Below are 17,005 nucleotides of genomic sequence, written 5' to 3'. Positions count from 1 at the left end.
TACCGCGCGAGCCTCTTACCGTCGAACCCCTACTCCTCGCACTTCACGATCGGGATCGGGTCGTACTTCACGGTCCGCGTATGCCGCGACACCTGGGCACCGGACTTCGCGTCGGTGATCACCCTGGTGTCGGAGATGGTGAAGCCGGGCGCGCCCTCGGAGGCGATGCAGTCCTTGCCCTTGGGCAGGACGACCTCGGTGGGCTCGGTCGGCTTCGACTTCTCACCCGTAATCGATTCCACGTTCACGGTTTTGGTGCCCCACAACCGCACGGTGATATCGGATCCGGTGGCGATCGCCTGGATGTAGACACCGGTCGTGCCGGTATTGCGGAACGCCAGGTCGATCGCACCGTCGAACACGGTCGCCTCGCGCGCGGCCGGGTAGCGCGAGATGTAGTAGCTGTGCTCGGTGTGTCCGCCGTCTTCCATCCCGGCGAAGTAGGCCGCGTTGTAGAGCGTGGTGGCGAACTGGCTGATGCCGCCGCCGACCGCGGTGCTCGGCCTGCCCTTGTCGATGATGCCGGACTCCACATAACCCTGCGCGGCGGTGCGCGGACCGGTGAACTCGTTGAGCGAGAACGTATCTCCGGGCTTGATCACCGCTCCGTCGACCTTCGCGGCGACCGTGCGGATGTTCACTCCGGAGGGTCCGCTGAAGCCGCCGGTGGTGAACTGGCCGATCGTCTCGTTCACCCCGAGCGCGTTCGCGGCCTCGGTGGTGAGCTTGGGCTCGACGCGCTGATACACCACCGGGGTGGTGCGCGGACCCGACTGCGTGAGCAGGGCGGGCAGCTTCTCCAGCGTCTTGGGCCAATCGACCTTCTCGCCGACTACCGCGGGCACGACCGTCGGCTTACCCGTGCCGACAGTGAAGGTGGCGTCCTTGGGTTCCACCTCGGACTTCGCCAATTGCGGTGCGAGCAAAGCGATTACGGCGTCGTTGTTGATCTGGGGCGCCAGGCCGCCGTTGCCGTCGGGGACGAAACCGAGCACGTCGGCGATCTGAGCGGTGGTCAGCGACGCTTGAACATCCTTGCCGGACACAGTGATCGGTGACGCGACAGCAGGCGTCGCGATCTCGCGCAACGCCGCCTGCACCGCATCGCTGCGCACGGCCACGGGTGCGGCCACCACGGGCAGATCCAGTTGGCTGCTCGCGGCCCAGCGGTCGGTGATGGTGGTGCGCGCGGCCTCGGTGTCGAGCACCCGGCCGGGGACCGGCGCGACCGCGACGGGTCTGCCGTTCTCGAACCGCACCGTGCCTTCGACGGTCGGATTGTCGTGGACGCGGAATTCAGCGAGCTGTGCGTCGAGAGCCGCGGTGTCGACAGCGCTCGACACCGGGACCTCGCGGGTGCCGAACAGGGAGATCAGTCGGCTCACCGGGTTCAACGGCTGGCCGCCGACGGCGTCCCAGGTGCGGTCGTAGTCCACCGACAGACCGGCCGCGGCGGGCACCATGCTCGCCTGCACGTCACCGATGCGTACGGGGAGCGGTCGTTCGGCCTTGGGTCCGAGCTCGGTGTGCAGCAGCGCGTCGGCTTCGGCCTGGTCCATCCCGCCGATGTCGATACCGGCGACGACGACGCCGCGCGCCACCTCGCCCGTGCTCAACGCGAGGTCGGCCAGGTAGGCGGCGGTTCCGACGGCCAGCACGGCGCCGACCGCGATGCCGATTCGCTTGACCAGCTGCTGGTTGCCCGGCGGGGTCGGCGGCTGGTTGCCCGCCGGGCCGGGAGTGGGTGACCAGCGATCGCGGGTCACGGTGTTCAGGGGCTGGGTGAGGGCGGTGGTGTCCGGATCGAAAGTGCGATTTGATTCGAGCAGCTTGCGTAATCCGACCTCGCCCCTTCGGTCGGCCGGTTGTCCGGCGGTCGACTCGCTGGGCACGGAGGTCCTTCCGTTAGGTTGGCCCCGAATGTTTGCGGGGTCCGACCCGAGGGTAACGCGCTTCGGCGCGCTCGGCAGCTCGGCACCGGGTCGGGGGCAGCAGAAAGGCTCCGTGTAGTTGCCGGGTCGGGGGTCTGGCAACTACACGGAGCCGATCTGTTTATCGTGGCCCGGAGCGGGGCGTTACAGCCCATTCGGAAGATTTTCGGGCGCGCGGGGCGACGCCGCCACGCCCAGGTCGCGGCCGCGCGAGACAATCGAGGTGAGAAGTGTCTCGACACCACGGACCGGACAACGAGGAGAACTGATGCAGCTGGGAATGATCGGCCTCGGCCGGATGGGTGCCAACATCGTGCGTCGTATCGTGCGCGACGGGCACACCGCCGTGGGGTACGAGCGCCACCCAGGGACTCTCGCCGACCTGGAATCCGAGCTCGGTGACAAGTTCAGCGGCACGACCGACCTGGCCGAGTTCATCGGCAGGCTCGAGGTTCCCCGCGTGGTGTGGGTGATGATCCCCGCAGGGGCCACCGGTGCGGTGATCGAGAACGTCGCCGAGCTGCTCGAGCCGGGCGACATCATCATCGACGGCGGTAACAGTCGCTACCACGAGGACATCAAACGCGCGAAGGCGCTGGAGCCCAAAGGCATTCACTATCTGGACATCGGCACCTCGGGCGGCGTTTTCGGCCTACAGCGCGGCTACTGCCTGATGATCGGCGGGAACCAGGCCCAGGTCGACTACCTGGAGCCGCTGCTGAAGACGATCGCTCCGGGCTACGAGTCGGCCCCGCGCACCCCCGGCCGCACCGGTGAGCCGTCGCAGGCGGAGAAGGGCTATCTGCTGTGCGGTCCGCACGGTGCGGGCCACTTCGTGAAGATGGTGCACAACGGCATCGAGTACGGCGCGATGGGGGCCTACGCCGAGGGGCTCAACATTCTGAAGCACGCCAACGCGGGCTCGGAGTACCTGCACGGTGAGCACTCCGCCGAGGAGACGCCGATGGAGCACCCCGAGTACTACATGTACGACCTGGACATTCCGGCCATCACCGAGGTGTGGCGTCGCGGTTCGGTCGTCGCCTCCTGGCTCCTCGATCTCACCGCGTCGGCCCTGGTCGCCGACCCCGACCTGGACTCCTACGGTGGTCGAGTCTCCGACTCCGGTGAAGGCCGCTGGACCGTCGACGCCGCCATCGACACCGCGGTCCCCGTCCCGATCCTCTCCGCCGCCCTCTACCAGCGCTTCTCCTCCCGCGGCCAGGCCCTCTACGCCGACAAGATGCTCTCGGCCATGCGAAAGGCGTTCGGCGGCCACAACGAGCTGCCGCAGAAGTAGCCAGACGCGCATATTCCGAAAGGCGTTCGGCGGCCATAACGAGCTGCCGCAGAAGTAGCGCCCCCACGCGCACGCAACCGGCTTTCGTTGCCAGACGGAGGCCGGTTGTCGCGTTTCGGACGGATCCGGGTGGATCGAAATCCTTGGATGTTACCCGCCCCGCAGAGTAAAACGATGATGTTCCACAAAAATAGGAACACGTTCTTGTTTTCCAGGACAATCGTCCAGTCCGCCCTATACCTTCTGGTCAGAGGGGGAAAGCCCACCCGATGAGGATTCGTCCCCGGCCAACCATGCCGGGGGCTATGGAGGAAAACAATGTTCCGGACTTCGCGTATCGCCGCGGGCGTCGCCACCACCGCTCTGGTTGTCGCCGGTGTCGGTGTCGGCCTTGGATCCGGCGTCGCCGCCGCCGACGCCGCCTGCGCGGTGAGCAGTCACGCGCAGAAGAAGGATGCGAGCACCGTCGGCGTCACCCATGTCTACGACAAGGTCGCCAGCGCCGAGCAGATCGGCGTCGGCACCTCGGTCACCTACAAGGTGATCGTCGGGACCACCGGGATCGGCAACCCGTACGTCAACACCATCACCGACTTCCCGCCGGTCGGCTTCGGTGCGCCGACCAAGACCACCATCACCGCCTACCACGCGGTCGGTGGCCAGGTCACCGAGGACGTCACCGCCGTGCCCAACGCGGGCGGCTGGAAGGTGACGAGCACGGGCTGGTTCGTCAACTCCGGCAACCCGGTGACCCTGACCATCACCTACCCGGTGCCGAGCAGCGTCAAAGCGGGCCAGATGGTCACCAGCGGTGGCGTCGGCGTCGCGGGCACAGTGGGCGTCGGCACCGAACTGCCCGGCCTCACCGCCTGTTTCACCGCGCGCGGCGCCAACGCGGGCGAGACGGTGATCGGCAGCCTCGGCGACAACGGGCTGGGTTCCGATGATGGCCAGCTGAGCTCCACCGGCTCGCTGAGCGACATCATCTCCGACGTGCTGGGCGATCTGATCGGTAGCTGATCGCCTGGCACTTGGTCGCCGGGACGGAAACGCGCTGCCGTCCCGGCGAACCATTCTCGGTGTGGCGCGATTCGATTCGAACTCTGTGAGGACCCTTGTTCACCTGTATGCGGACCGCGCTGACCGCGCTCGCTGTCGCCGCGCTGTCGGTCGCGTCGATCGGGACCGCCGATGCGGACGGATCGAGGCTGGATCGGATCGAACGGCCAGGCCAGCGGCAACAGATGCTGCACGTGTACTCCGCGTCGATGGACCGGGTGATCCCGCTGCAGGTCATCACCCCACACGACACCAGCGCGCCACGGCCGACGCTGTATCTGCTCAACGGCGCGGGCGGCGGGGAGGACCGCGCGAACTGGTACAACCAGACCGACATCGTGCAGTTCTTCGCCGACAAGAACGTCAACGTGGTCACGCCGGCGGCAGGCGCGTTCTCGTACTACACCGACTGGCAGCGCGACGATCCCAAGCTCGGTCGCAACAAGTGGCAGACCTTCCTCACCGAGGAACTCCCGCCGATCATCGACGCCACCTTGAACACCACCGGCGTGAATGCCATCGCGGGCCTGTCGATGTCGGCCACGGCGGTGCTCAACCTGGCCATCGCCGCCCCCGACCGTTATCGCGCGGTCGGCGCCTACAGCGGCTGCGCCTCGGTGGACGACCCGGTGAGTCGGGCCTACATCGATTTCGTCCTGGCCCGTGGCGGAGCCGACCCGGCCAACATGTGGGGCCCGCCCGGCGATCCGGCCTGGCGCGCGAACGACGCCTACCTCAACGCGGAACGCCTGCGCGGCAAGGCGATCTACCTCTCCAGCGCGAACGGCCTGCCCGGCGTCGCCGAGACTCTCCCGCCCGGCGCCACGCCAGGAAAGGTCATCGGCATGACCGACCAGATCCTGCTCGGCGGCGCCATCGAGGCCGCCGCCAACCTGTGCACCCAGCGCCTCGCCGCCCGCCTCGCGGAACTGAATATTCCCGCCCACGCCGAATTCCGCCCCGCGGGCACCCACACCTGGCAGTACTGGGAACAAGACCTGCACAAATCCTGGCCACTTCTCGCCGCTGCTATCGACGCGAACTGACACTGGTGTGCAACGTGAATGGCTTGTAGCACTGGGCAATTCGAGGGTCAAGCCCCTGGAAGTTATGGATAACGGTCGTGTCGAAGCACCCGATGTGGTTATTAGCTTCGCTCAGTTTGTCCCTTGAAAGGCTTGTCATGCATCGTCGAATGATCCGAGTCCTTGTCGCCACCGCGGCTGTCGCCGGAATCGCCGCGGGCGCGCCCGCCGCCCTCGCCGCCCCCGCGCAACCGGCGGTGGTGGCCGAATCGGGTTCCGCCGGAACCGGTTCCGCCGCCATCGATATTCCACTCGGCTTCATCAAGCTCCTGCTCTGCGGACCCTGGGGGTCCTCCGAGCCGCACCCGAACCCGTCGTGCCGCTGAGGTCTGACAACGAAACGGCGGGTGGTCTCCGAAGAATCGGAGGCCACCCGCCGTCGTTGTGTGTGATCGGCGCGGACTAACGCTCGATGATCGCCACCACGCCCTGGCCGCCCGCGGCGCAGATGGAAACCAGCGCGCGGCCGGATCCCTTCTCCGCCAGCAGCTTCGCGGTGGAGGCGACGATGCGGCCGCCGGTCGCGGCGAACGGGTGGCCCGCGGCGAGCGAGGAACCGTTCACGTTGAGCTTGCTGCGGTCGATGGAGCCGAGCGCGCCGTCGAGGCCGAGGCGCTCCTTGCAGTAGGCGTCGGACTCCCACGCGGCCAGGGTGGCCAGCACCACGGAGGCGAAGGCCTCGTGGATCTCGTAGTAGTCGAAGTCCTGCAGGGTCAGGCCGTTGCGGGCCAGCAGACGCGCCACCGCGTAGGTGGGCGCCATCAACAGGCCGTCGGGGCCGTGGATGTAGTCCACCGCGGCGACCTCGGAGTCCACCAGGTGCGCGAGCACCGGCAGCTTGTGCTCGGCGGCCCACTCGTCGGTGGACAGCAGCACCGCCGACGCGCCGTCGGTGAGCGGAGTCGAGTTGCCCGCGGTCATGGTGGCGTCGCCCGCCTTGACGCCGAATACCGGCTTCAGGGTGGACAGCTTCTCCACGGTCGAGCCGGGGCGCAGGTTGTCGTCGCGGGTCAGGCCGAGGAACGGGGTGACCAGGTCGTCGAAGAAGCCACGGTCGTAGGCGGCCGCCATGTTCTTGTGCGAGAGGTAGGCCAGTTCGTCCTGCGCCTCGCGGGCCACGCCGAATTCCTTGGCGGTGATGGCGGCGTGTTCACCCATCGACAGCCCGGTGCGCGGCTCGGCGTTCTTGGGGATCTCGATGCCGAGCATCGAGGGGCGCAGCTGGCCCACCAGCTTGAGCTTGTCCTTGTTGGTCCTGGCGCGGTTGGCGGTGAGCATCCACTCGCGCATGTCCTCGCTCACGCCGATGGGCGCGTCGGAGGTGGTGTCGGCGCCGCCGCCGATGCCGGACTCGATACGGCCGAGGGCGATTGCGTCACCGACGGTCACGATCGACTGCAGACCGGTGCCGCAGGCGAGCTGCAGGTCGTGGGCCGGGGTGTAGGGCGAGAGCTTCGAGCCGAGCACGCTCTCGCGGATCAGGCTGTGCTCACCGACCTTCTTGAGCACAGCGCCGCCGACGACCATGCCGAGGCGCTCGCCCTGCAGCCCGAACCGGCTGACCAGCCCGTCGAGAGCGGCGGTGAACATGTCCTGGTTGGACGCCTTGGCGTAGGCCTTGTCCGAGCGAGCGAAGGGGATTCGGTTGCCGCCAACGATGGCGACCGGGCGCTGGGTCTTCGCGGCCTTGGCACTGCTGGTCTTGGCAGTGCTGTCCTTGGCCGTCGCCGAGCGGGCTTTGCTTGTCACTCGAGTTCTCCATGGTCTCGTCGGTTCCGGGTAACGCCGGCCGGTGGAATAGGCACCCGTGCGGTCGCGGCGTCGTATCGGTTTACATTAAACTTACTCCGGAGTAAGTTCGTTGTCGACACCGTACCCGCAAGTGTGCGCTCACACGGGGGACACTGGGCGGAGCACGGTCACACACTCGTCGAGCACAGAGAAGGTAGGAACAGTGGCAGCCAAGAGCAAGGGTGCACCGAACCTCTACGGATCTTTCATCCACTCCGCCCCCGGCGCGTTCCTCGCGAGCAAGCTGGGCCTCCCGCAGCCGGCTGAGCTGCGCCGATACAAGGCGGGCGAGCCCGCCCTGCCCGGCCCGGTGCTGCTCGGCGGCAAGGGCCGCCTGGCCGAGCCGGTCCGCGCGCTGCTGTCGGACTACACCGTCGCGGACTCGCTCGACTCGGGCACCAAGTACGGCGCGCTGGTCTTCGACGCCACCGGCATCGACTCGATCGACAAGCTCGCGCAGCTGTTCGAATTCTTCCAGCCAGCCATGCGCAACCTCGCGCCTTCGGGCCGTGTCGTGGTTCTCGGCACCACCCCCGAACTGGTCGGCTCGGTCGACGAGCAGATCGCCCAGCGCGCGCTCGAGGGCTTCACCCGTTCGGTCGCCAAGGAGCTGCTGCGCGGCGCCACCGGCCAGCTCGTCTACGTGCACCCCGAAGCGGGCGCCGCCGCGACCGGCCTCGAGTCGACCCTGCGCTTCCTGCTCTCGGGCAAGTCGGCCTTCGTCGACGGTCAGGTCATCCGCGTCGGCTCCGCCGACTCGGTCGCCCCGGCCTCGTGGGACTCCCCGCTCGCGGGCAAGGTCGCTGTCGTGACCGGTGCCGCGCGCGGTATCGGCGCCACCATCGCCGAGGTGTTCGCCCGTGACGGCGCCACCGTGATCGTCGCCGACATCCCCGCCGCGGGCGAGGCCCTGTCCGACACCGCGAACAAGATCGGCGCCACCGCGCTGGCCCTCGACGTCACCGCGCCCGACGCCGCCGAGCGTCTGGCCGACTTCGCCACCGAGCGTTTCGGCGGCATCGACATCGTCGTCCACAACGCGGGCATCACTCGTGACAAGCTGCTCGCCAACATGGACGAGGGTCGCTGGAGCTCGGTGATCAACGTCAATCTCGCTGCCCCGCACCGCATCACCTCCGGCCTCGTCGCCAAGGGCGTGCTCAAGGAAGGCGGCCGCGTGATCGACGTGTCCTCCATCGCGGGCATCGCGGGCAACCGCGGTCAGACCAACTACGGCGCGTCCAAGGCCGGCGTCATCGGCATGGTCGACGCCGAGTCCCCGCTGCTGGCGGAGAAGGGCATCACCATCAACGCGGTGGCGCCCGGCTTCATCGAGACCGCGATGACCGCCGCCATCCCCGTCGGCACCAGGGAGGCCGGTCGCCTGATGAGCTCGCTGCTGCAGGGCGGCCAGACCGTCGACGTCGCCGAGACCATCGCCTACTTCGCGAGCCCCGCGTCGAACGCGGTGAGCGGCAACGTGGTTCGCGTCTGCGGTCAGAGCCTGATCGGCGCCTGATGACCCAGACGATCACCCTCACCGAGGTTCCCAAGAACGGCGGCCTGTACGCGAAGGCGGCGCTGGGCGCCATCCCGCTGCCCGCCGCGCTGTCGGGTCGCAAGCCGACCCTGCCCGACCGTCGCGTCGTCGTCGACGGCGTGCGGGTCGACTCCGACCACTTGGCCGCCTACTGCCACGCCACCGGCCTGCGTTTCAGTGACACCCTGCCGCTGACGTACCCCTTCATCCTCGCGTTTCCGTTGATGATGGAACTGATGGTGGCGCGGGACTTCCCGTTCACGGCGGTCGGCTCGGTGCACTTCGAGAACGTCATCGAGCGCACCCGGGAGATCTCCGCCGCCGAGCCCCTGGACTTCTCCGCTTACATCGAGAACCTTCGCGAACACCCGAAAGGTCTTCTGGTAGACGCGATCACGGAGATCCGGGTAGGCCGCGAACTCGTCTGGCGTCAGGTATCGACCCTCCTGCACCAGCAGCGCACCTCCCTGTCCGGCGGTCCCAAGTCGGAACCGCCGGCCGACGAGGTGCCGCCGCCTCCGCTGCGCGTGCAGCGCGTCGATCAGAAGATCATCAACCGCTACGCCGCGGCCTCGGGCGACCGCAATCCGATCCATGTCTCCGGAATCGGCGCCAAGGCAATGGGTTTCCCGCAGACCATCGCCCACGGCATGTGGTCCGCCGCCGCGATCCTCAGCACCATCGAGGGCCGCGTTCCCGAAAAGGCCACCTACGCGGTCAAATTCGGCAAGCCGATCTTCCTTCCGTCCTCGGTGAACATCTACGCCGACCAGGTCGGATCCGGCTGGGATCTCTCCATCCTGCACCCCAAGAAGGGCTACCCCCACCTCACCGCCACCGTGCGCTGAGTCTCCAGCCGCAAGGGCCGCACACTCCAGGGGGGTGTGCGGCCCTTGTGGTATTCGGGCGCGGTGGAGAGGCCCCACTGCGGAATATGTTCGGGGCCTTGCGCTTCGGGCGATCGTCATCACGATGGGCGTCGTTACCGGTAATTGCTGTGACTTTACTCATCGCCCTGAATTGATTCGCTGCGCAGTTGCCATTCGGCAGTGAAATACCCATTCTGGTCTACCGTCCGGTGTTTTCTTCTGCGTGCTAAGAAATTGCTCGAGGCGCGGTGGGCTGCGTTCGCAGTGTTGCCCGATTGCCAATATCGAGTGCTCTTCTACCGGGCAACTATTCGGCATCTGAACACGACGATGGCCGAATTTCGAGCACTCCAGATCCTCTGAAACGCGTGTAGAACTTCTCTTGCCCAGCGATCGTTCGGTCGCGCGGTGGCTTCACCTGATCCAGATCCGTGGCGAGAAGTGTTGTGGAGGAAGCGTTATGAACAAGATCAGTCTTTCGAATCGGGGGATTCTTCGGACGGTGGCCGTAGTGGGAGCGGCACTGTCGCTTGTCGCCGGAGCCGGAGCGGCCGGCGCGGACACCGGCAGCGGCGAGACCGGCAGCGGAGTGATCGACACGGGCAGTGGGATTCTGGGGGACCTGCTCGATACCGGTAGCGGAATCCTCGGCGGTAGCTCGAGCGGCGGATCCTCCGAGACCGTGCAGCAGTGCAACCGCTCGACCAAGTCGGGTGGGGCGGGCGTCACCAACACCACGCACCAGCTCGGCGTCACCGGACCCACCTCGTTCGTCCTGACCTACGAGACCCTCAACATTCCCGACCGGATTCAGGTCTTCTACGAAGGTGGACAGGTGCTCGACACCGGCTACGTCGGCGATAATGCCAACCAGGGCACCGGATCTCGGGTCGTCTCGCTGCCCGCGGGGTCGTCATCGACGGTGAGCGTTCGGGTCACGGGCCCGAACGACACCCAGTGGGAGTACACGGTCAACTGCCCGTCGTAGCGTTCCGGCCCACCCGAAGCTGAAATCGGACGCGTGGGGCCGCATGCTCGAAAAGGTTTGCGGCCCTGTGCAACAGCTATTCAACAGGCAACCGGACCTCACCGCTACCGTGCGCTGAGTCCCCTGTCTCCGTGGTTCGGCGCGGTGTCGCCGGGGCCCTCACTAGGATCGCTTGCTATGGGTCGGTAGGCCTTGTTCGAGCTATCGCGGTGTGGTGTGACGAAAACTGATCAGCTGATTGTCGATCCGGTGATATCGGTCGGAGATGAAGTACGCGCCACGGTGCAGCCGACGGCCTCCCGTGGCATCGCTGTTTTCATCGTGGCTTGGCTCGCTTATGCGTCGGCCCTGCTCGCCAGCAGTCGTGACCTGTTCACCCGGGTGGTGTTCGAGGAGGGCGACGCGGCGACCGTGTCGATTCAGGTGCTCGCGGCGAAGGATTTCGAGCTCCTCGTCGGCAACTATTCCAGGGTGGGTTTTCATCATCCTGGTCCCGCGCTCATCTATGTGCAAGCGTTCGGTGAATGGCTCTTCTACGACGTGTTGAGTCTGGTGCCGTCACCGTGGAACGGTCAGGCGATCGCCATCCTGCTGTTCAACGCCGCGATGATGGCCGTGGTTCTGAGCATTGTCTACAGCTGGTATCCGTCGTGCACGCTCGTCGCCGGGCTCGGTGGTGCGAGTCTGCTGTTCGTGACGGTATATCGCGAACTGCTCAGCCAGCTCTGGTTTCCGTTCGTATACTTCGCACCGTTCCTGGTCTTTCTGGTCGCGGTGTCCTCGGTACTGGCCGGACGCACCAAACACCTCTGGCTCGTGGCGCTGGCCGGCGGGTTACTGATCCACGGCCACGCTGAGTTCTTGTACTTCGTGATATTGCTCGGCGGCGCGGCGCTCTACCTCGTGCGGCGCTGGGAACTGCCTGTCGCGGTGCGGGATTGGTGGCGATTCGGCGCGATCGTCGTAGTGTTCGCCTTCCCGATTCGGCTGAACACGATGGTGAACTACCCCGGCGAACTCCCGAAGTACTTCGTCTACGGCGGTGGTCACGGAATCCACATGCCGTGGGCCGCGGCGTCCTACACAGTGCAGTTCTGGGGGCCCAACCGCATACTCGGCCTCATCATCTTCGTCGCGCTGTTCGCCCTGGTCGCAGCGGTGGCGCGTGGGCAGATGTTCTTGCAACGCGGCCTGGCTGTGTGCGCGGCGACGGTGCCCTTGATGTCGATCTACGCGATGATCGGCATCGATCAGATCAACGAGGCCTATATCGGCTATTTCTCGTACGCCGTCCCACTGTTCATGTTCTTCCTCCTCCTGATCGGCCTCACCCAGCGGGTCGACCAGCTGAAATATGTCGGTGTCGGCCTGCTCGCCGTCGGGATCGCGGTCGTCGCGATGACACACTCGCTGGCCAATCGGCGCCCCGAGATGGTGGGCATCCCCGCCGCTCTCGACGCAATGGCCGACGTCGCCGGCGGCCGGCCGATCGTCCTGGAGCGCCGACCGCACGAAGCATGGGCCGAGGTGGTCCCCCTCGTGCTGAGCGGAGCGCGCGCCGGTCTTCGGGTGTGCGCCGATGATGCGAGCCACATGAGGCTGTTGGTGACCGATGGATTCGTCTGCACACCAGAAGAATTGGCTGCCGGCGCCCATTTCGCAGTCGTGCGAAAAGAGGATGCCGGTGCGCAGGCAGGGGAGGTCATCGGCGAGGTCGGCCCGCTACTCGGCAGGCCACCGAGTCGGGTGATAGTGGTCGGCTAATCAGCGGTGACCTGTCAGCAAGCACTGCCGAAGCCGATGTCGGAGTGCGCGACTCGCTGTATTCGGTTGGCCGGCAATCGGATACGAGTGGAAGTTCGTTACAGTTCTCTGGCGTGAGATCTATCATGGTCTAAGCCGAGTGTTAACTGGGTATTAAACAAGGTTCGGCACAAGCATGCTGTTTCGCCTCGGCGCTTCGTCGTAGTGCGGCTCTGTGCGGCACGCTCGATTGATCGATCGGCCAGCGGTAACGATCTTGTTCGAGTCAGCGCCTTCGGCGCCGAGACGGCACCTTCGGGCAATCGATATGAAACCCCCGAAACGGGGACTGCTGCATCCCTCATCAAGGGCAACCGCACAGCAACTGCATCGCGAATGTCTCTAATATCGCGGAATAGGGAAGCGTCCCCGGTGCATGTTAGAAATTTTCAGTCGGCAACAAAGTCGGCAATCATGTTTCGTACCAAGGGGTTTCACTTCATGAAGAAGATTCGCACGCTCAGCTTCGGCATCGTCATCGCAGCCGGGATGGCCATGTTCGGATCGGGCATCGCCGCTGCGGAGGAGACCCCGCCGGCAACCACCCCGCCGGCGGCCGGTGGCACCGAGGAGGAGGCCACCACCGGTTCGGCCGCGGGCCTTGCCGCCCTGATCAAGGCGCTGACCACCGGTTCGGCCGCTGCTGAGGACCCGGCCGACACCGACGTCGAGGCGGTCGCGGACGAAGCTACGCCGGAGACCGGCGGCGCCGAGGAGGCCACCACCGGTTCGGCCGCTAGCTTGGCCGCCATCCTGAAGGCGCTGACCAGCGGTTCGGCAGAGGCCGAGGAGACGCCGGCGGACACCACCCCGGCTTCCTGACGCATCACCCGAACGACGAATGCCCCGCCATGAGCGGTAGCGGCTATCCGCCGATCCGCGTCTGATGGCATCTCGATCGTTTCGCGACGGAACTGTCTTGCACTGGAACACAAGTGCTCGGCCCGCACCCCTGAGCAGGGCGCGGGCCGTTTGTCGTATCTGGGGGTTGGGCACTGAACATGTTGTCCAGCAGAAACATTCGAGCTGGATTTCGAGGATCTGCGTTACGATTCCTTGTTGTCCGTTCGCGTGCGGTGCGGGCTCTCATGAGGTTCGGAGGTTAAGTGGCTGCGCCTCGGGGATCAGAGTCTCTTCCGCTGCTTTGGACAGTGGCGATGGTAGCGACGACGACCTTGGTGTTCGGGACCTGCTCATGGGTTGTGTGGGCGGACGTGACAGCTTTCGAGGATCTCCAAACCCAGTTCTCGGCGGGCATAGCGGGCGCGATGCCTCTCGTGGCATGGTCGGTGTCGGCGCTGGTCGGCCACATGCGATATCCAGGGTGGTGGCGGTTGGGGCTGCTGGTGCCCTTGTTCATCGCGATTACGTTGGTATCGACCTGGTTCGATGTCCCGGGTCGGGTCGGGTGGGTCATGTCGCGAGGAGAGATGGAACGGGCGGCCGCCGATTGCCGGACTCGTATTACTTCGTCGTCGAGCTATCACAGCGAAAAGGTCGGCGCTTACCAGTTCTATGACATCGACCGGCAACCCGACGGGGGATGCCTTTTCCGCTTGGCTCGGGATTATCCGGTGGTCCGCAGTGGGTTCCTCTACCTTCCGAACGGTGAACGCCGAAACGGCGTGCATGGACACACGTATTACGTGCCGCTCGGGGGTGGCTGGTATTACCACCGGTTCGATGAGTAACCGACTGCCGCACTTGGCCGACTGTGTGAGCAACCTGTGGATCAGTCGCTGAGGTCGGCAGCGGTGGGGACGACGACGCCGTAGAGGTCGGAGATTGTGGCCAGGGCGCTGGAGTGGAGTTGGGCTGCGGGGACTTCGCCGAGGGGGCGGGTGGCGCAGGCGTTGGCGACGATGGTGGGGGTGGTGCCTCGGAGGAAGGCTCCTTCGGTGGTGAAGGTGACGCACATGTGGGTCATGAAGCCGGCGATGATGAGGTTGGTGTTGCCTGCGGCGTCGACCAATTCGGCGAGGTCGGTGTTCACGAAGGCGTTGGGGACGGTTTTGACGACGGTGGGTTCGTCGGGGGTTGGGGATAGTTGGGGATGGATTCGGCCGATGTCGGTGGTGATGTCGTAGGGGGTGTCTTTGCCGCCGTCGTTGATGACGTGGATGACGGGGGTGCCCGCTGCCCTGGCTGCGGTGAGGAGTTCGGTGGCTGCTTCGAGGGCGGGTTTCCAGTCGGTCAGCTCCATGACGCCCTGGGTGTAGGTGTTCTGGTAGTCGATCAGGACGAGGGTGGAGTTGGTCAGGGAGGCGGGGGTTTCGTCGAAGCCGTTGAGTTCGCGCAGGGTCGTGGAGGTCATGGGATCCACGGTATGGACGGCGCGTTATGTCGGCAATGTCATGTAACCTGCAGATTCGGACATGGAGGTTGTGGGTGACTGAGCGGCTCGTGGTGATCGTGTTGTTCGATCGGGTGGATCTGCTGGATGTCACGGGGCCGCCGGAGGTGTTCTCGCTGTTGCAGCGGGAAATGAATGAGCCGACGGGGTATCGGGTCGTGTTGGCTGCCGAGTCGATGGAGCCGGTGACCACCTCGGCGGGGGTGCGGATTCTGCCGGATGTGACGTTCGCCGAGGTGGGGCGGGTGGACACGGTGGTGGTGCCGGGGGCGGTGGAGACGGACAGTCATCGGCGGGTCAGCGCGGTGGTCGATCCGGGGGTGGTCGCGGCGGTGGCGCGGTTGGCCGAGGGGGCTCGGCGGGTGGCTTCGGTGTGTGTCGGTGCGCATATTCTGGCGGCCGCGGGGCTGCTCGACGGGAAGCGGGCGACCACGCATTGGTCGACGGCGCAGCAGTTGGCCGCCGAACATCCGAAGGTCATCGTCGATGCGGATCCGATCTATATTCGCGATGAAAACATTTGGACGGGTGCGGGACTCACGGCTTGCCTGGATCTCACGCTGGCCCTGGTGGCCGACGATTTCGGGGACGAATTGGCGTTGCGGGTAGCTCGCCAGTTGGTGATGTATCTGAAACGACCGAGTGGGCAGAGCCAGTTCAGTGTGTCGCTCGAGCCGGTGTCGACCACGCGGCGGATCGAGGATCTCCGGCACTACATCGCGGGCAATATCGCGAACTCCCTCACTGTGACCGACCTCGCCGAGCAGGTCCATGTCAGTGAACGCCAGCTCACACGCATCTTTCGTACCGAACTCGGGATGACGCCCGCGGCCTATATCGAGTCGGCGCGGGTGGAGGTGGCGCGGCATCGGCTCGAGACGAGCGACGAAACACTCCAACGGATCGCTGCCACTTGCGGTTTCAACACCATCGATACGCTCGCGCGTGCCTTCCGCCGCCAGCTCGATACCACCCCCAACGAGTACCGCCGACGTTTTCGTATCGGGTGACTCACTATGATGTCGGTCGGGACATTGTCGGTGATAATTTGAGCTACAAGGGGTTTCACATGGGAACGGGTATCGCCGAGGAATGGCCGACGGGGTCGGCGACGACGACGCTCTGGACGCTGACTTCGCTCTTGCAGCTGTTGGTGAGCGGCTCGGGGTCCTGAAGAAATCCACCGATAGTTCTTGCCACTGTCCGTCTCGTTCGGGTGGCCGAGTGCGACGAGTACGAGGTGCACGATCCCGCCGCCAGATGAGTCGCGAGCGACCGCATCGTCGCGGCGACAGGGGCTTCGCTGTGTGTCATCGAACGGGGATCAGGCGGTACAGCCACCATGGGCGACTGGGGAACGCGGGGTCGTAGACGCGCAGCATCATGCGTCGCTCGAGGCCGGTGCTGCGTTCGCGTAGACGCAGGTGTCGGCGCGCGATGTCCTGCGGGCGAACTTCGCTGGTCCACACCGGATCCCAGTCGGGAGAGTCGCTGCACGCCGTGGTGATGGCGGTGATGCGCTGGGCGGGGGCGAGCGGGGCGAGCATGCGGAAGGCGTGGACCAGGAGCTGGGCTTCGGTGGTCCAGTCGAGGTAGACCTTCTTCGCCACGGGGTTGAGGAACATCCACTCGAGCATGTTCACGCCGGCGCCGAGGCCGGGGAAAAGGCGCTGGTAGTCGGAGTTGGCGGCGAGCATGTCCATGGTGGGGAACCGGGCGAAGCAGGCGGGGTGGGTGAGGCTGGCCAAGTCGGCGAGGTCTTCGGCCGAGGGGGTTGTGGGTGCGGTGCCGGATTCGATGGCGGGCAGGCCGCGGACCAGGATGTGTTTGCGATACCACTGGGGCACGTCGAGGCAATCGAAAAGTCGTTGCAGCATCGGAGGATTCGGGACGAGTGCCCCGGATTCGATCTGGCTGATGAGAAGTGGCGCGAGCTGGGTGCGGATGGCGAGTTCGCCCCGCGCGAGCCCCGCGGCCAGTCGCCGTTCGCGCAGATACACACTGAGCGCAGTGCTTTCAGCCATCCCAACCCCCGAGCCTCACCCCGACCGACGGTAGATCCCAGGGTACGCCGGGTGGGTAGCCGGATGGCGAGGAACCGCGACCGCCGAGCCCGTCAGCGCACTGGTTTCAGGTGCTCACCGCGTCGAAGGAAGGCTGAGCGGGCATGTTCGCTCGGCGTTCATCTCGGCAAGGTTGTAGGTAACCATTCCGTGATAGGAATGGCCCGACCCACTTCGAAGGAGATTTTCATGGATGGCCTGATGTACTTCCTCACGACGCTCG

Annotated in this window: 16 protein-coding genes; 11 read left to right on the top strand and 5 right to left on the bottom strand. The window is 65.8% G+C overall.

Features of this window, described 5'->3' with window-relative positions; all coding sequences use genetic code 11:
- Positions 1–29 precede the first annotated feature (29 nt).
- Positions 30–1,892, bottom strand: a complete 1,863-nt coding sequence (locus QX204_RS31090) for a VanW family protein (RefSeq protein WP_301904026.1) — start codon at positions 1,890–1,892, stop codon at positions 30–32.
- Between the two features lie 307 nt (positions 1,893–2,199).
- On the opposite strand from QX204_RS31090, the gene gnd reads away from it, so the two are divergent.
- The 4 genes from gnd to QX204_RS31070 all read left to right on the top strand — a co-directional run bounded on the left by gnd (position 2,200) and on the right by QX204_RS31070 (position 5,701).
- The gene (gene gnd, locus QX204_RS31085) at positions 2,200–3,231 is read left to right on the top strand and encodes a phosphogluconate dehydrogenase (NAD(+)-dependent, decarboxylating) (protein ID WP_301904025.1); all 1,032 of its coding nucleotides are present in this window, start codon (positions 2,200–2,202) and stop codon (positions 3,229–3,231) included.
- 318 nt (positions 3,232–3,549) lie between these two features.
- Positions 3,550–4,251, top strand: a complete 702-nt coding sequence (locus QX204_RS31080; protein WP_301904024.1) for a hypothetical protein — start codon at positions 3,550–3,552, stop codon at positions 4,249–4,251.
- A gap of 107 nt (positions 4,252–4,358) precedes the next feature.
- Positions 4,359–5,336, top strand: coding sequence for an alpha/beta hydrolase (locus tag QX204_RS31075; RefSeq protein WP_301904022.1), 978 nt, complete (start codon positions 4,359–4,361; stop codon positions 5,334–5,336).
- A 149-nt stretch (positions 5,337–5,485) separates the two neighbouring features.
- Positions 5,486–5,701, top strand: a complete 216-nt coding sequence (locus tag QX204_RS31070; RefSeq protein WP_301904021.1) for a hypothetical protein — start codon at positions 5,486–5,488, stop codon at positions 5,699–5,701.
- Positions 5,702–5,777: 76 nt separating this feature from the next.
- On the opposite strand, the gene QX204_RS31065 is transcribed toward QX204_RS31070, so the two are convergent.
- The gene (locus QX204_RS31065; protein ID WP_301904020.1) at positions 5,778–7,124 is read right to left on the bottom strand and encodes an acetyl-CoA C-acetyltransferase; all 1,347 of its coding nucleotides are present in this window, start codon (positions 7,122–7,124) and stop codon (positions 5,778–5,780) included.
- Between the two features lie 205 nt (positions 7,125–7,329).
- Here QX204_RS31065 and QX204_RS31060 point away from each other — a divergent pair, with 205 nt between their 5' ends.
- The 6 genes from QX204_RS31060 to QX204_RS31035 all read left to right on the top strand — a co-directional run bounded on the left by QX204_RS31060 (position 7,330) and on the right by QX204_RS31035 (position 14,057).
- A complete protein-coding gene (locus QX204_RS31060; protein WP_301904019.1) occupies positions 7,330–8,685 on the top strand; it encodes a 3-oxoacyl-ACP reductase in 1,356 nt (451 codons plus the stop codon).
- Positions 8,685–9,554, top strand: coding sequence for a MaoC family dehydratase (locus QX204_RS31055; protein ID WP_301904018.1), 870 nt, complete (start codon positions 8,685–8,687; stop codon positions 9,552–9,554). The genes QX204_RS31060 and QX204_RS31055 overlap by 1 nt, the downstream gene beginning before the upstream one ends.
- Positions 9,555–10,035: 481 nt before the next feature.
- Complete coding sequence (locus tag QX204_RS31050; protein ID WP_301904017.1) at positions 10,036–10,563, top strand: hypothetical protein; 528 nt, start codon at positions 10,036–10,038, stop codon at positions 10,561–10,563.
- A gap of 216 nt (positions 10,564–10,779) precedes the next feature.
- Positions 10,780–12,327 carry a hypothetical protein gene (locus QX204_RS31045; RefSeq protein ID WP_301904016.1) on the top strand — a complete coding sequence of 516 codons (1,548 nt, stop codon included), beginning with the start codon at positions 10,780–10,782 and terminating at the stop codon, positions 12,325–12,327.
- 453 nt (positions 12,328–12,780) lie between these two features.
- Positions 12,781–13,188, top strand: coding sequence for a hypothetical protein (locus tag QX204_RS31040; RefSeq protein WP_301904015.1), 408 nt, complete (start codon positions 12,781–12,783; stop codon positions 13,186–13,188).
- Between the two features lie 392 nt (positions 13,189–13,580).
- Positions 13,581–14,057 carry a hypothetical protein gene (locus tag QX204_RS31035; protein WP_301904014.1) on the top strand — a complete coding sequence of 159 codons (477 nt, stop codon included), beginning with the start codon at positions 13,581–13,583 and terminating at the stop codon, positions 14,055–14,057.
- A 41-nt stretch (positions 14,058–14,098) separates the two neighbouring features.
- Here QX204_RS31035 and QX204_RS31030 read toward each other — a convergent pair whose 3' ends face one another.
- Positions 14,099–14,680: a cysteine hydrolase family protein gene (locus tag QX204_RS31030; RefSeq protein ID WP_301904013.1), complete on the bottom strand. Its 582-nt coding sequence runs from the start codon at positions 14,678–14,680 to the stop codon at positions 14,099–14,101.
- Between the two features lie 74 nt (positions 14,681–14,754).
- Here QX204_RS31030 and QX204_RS31025 point away from each other — a divergent pair, with 74 nt between their 5' ends.
- Complete coding sequence (locus QX204_RS31025) at positions 14,755–15,729, top strand: GlxA family transcriptional regulator (protein ID WP_301904011.1); 975 nt, start codon at positions 14,755–14,757, stop codon at positions 15,727–15,729.
- Positions 15,730–15,784: 55 nt separating this feature from the next.
- On the opposite strand, the gene QX204_RS31020 is transcribed toward QX204_RS31025, so the two are convergent.
- On the bottom strand, positions 15,785–15,919 hold the full coding sequence (locus tag QX204_RS31020; protein ID WP_301904010.1) for a hypothetical protein: 135 nt from the start codon (positions 15,917–15,919) through the stop codon (positions 15,785–15,787).
- Between the two features lie 110 nt (positions 15,920–16,029).
- Entirely contained in the window at positions 16,030–16,743 is a 714-nt protein-coding gene (locus tag QX204_RS31015; RefSeq protein WP_301904009.1) for an MmyB family transcriptional regulator, read from the bottom strand.
- Positions 16,744–17,005 lie beyond the last annotated feature (262 nt).

Source organism: Nocardia sp. PE-7, from assembly GCF_030486425.1.
Lineage (GTDB): Bacteria > Actinomycetota > Actinomycetes > Mycobacteriales > Mycobacteriaceae > Nocardia > Nocardia salmonicida_A.
Note: the sequence above shows the minus strand (reverse complement) of the source record. Positions and strands in the feature narration are given on the sequence as shown.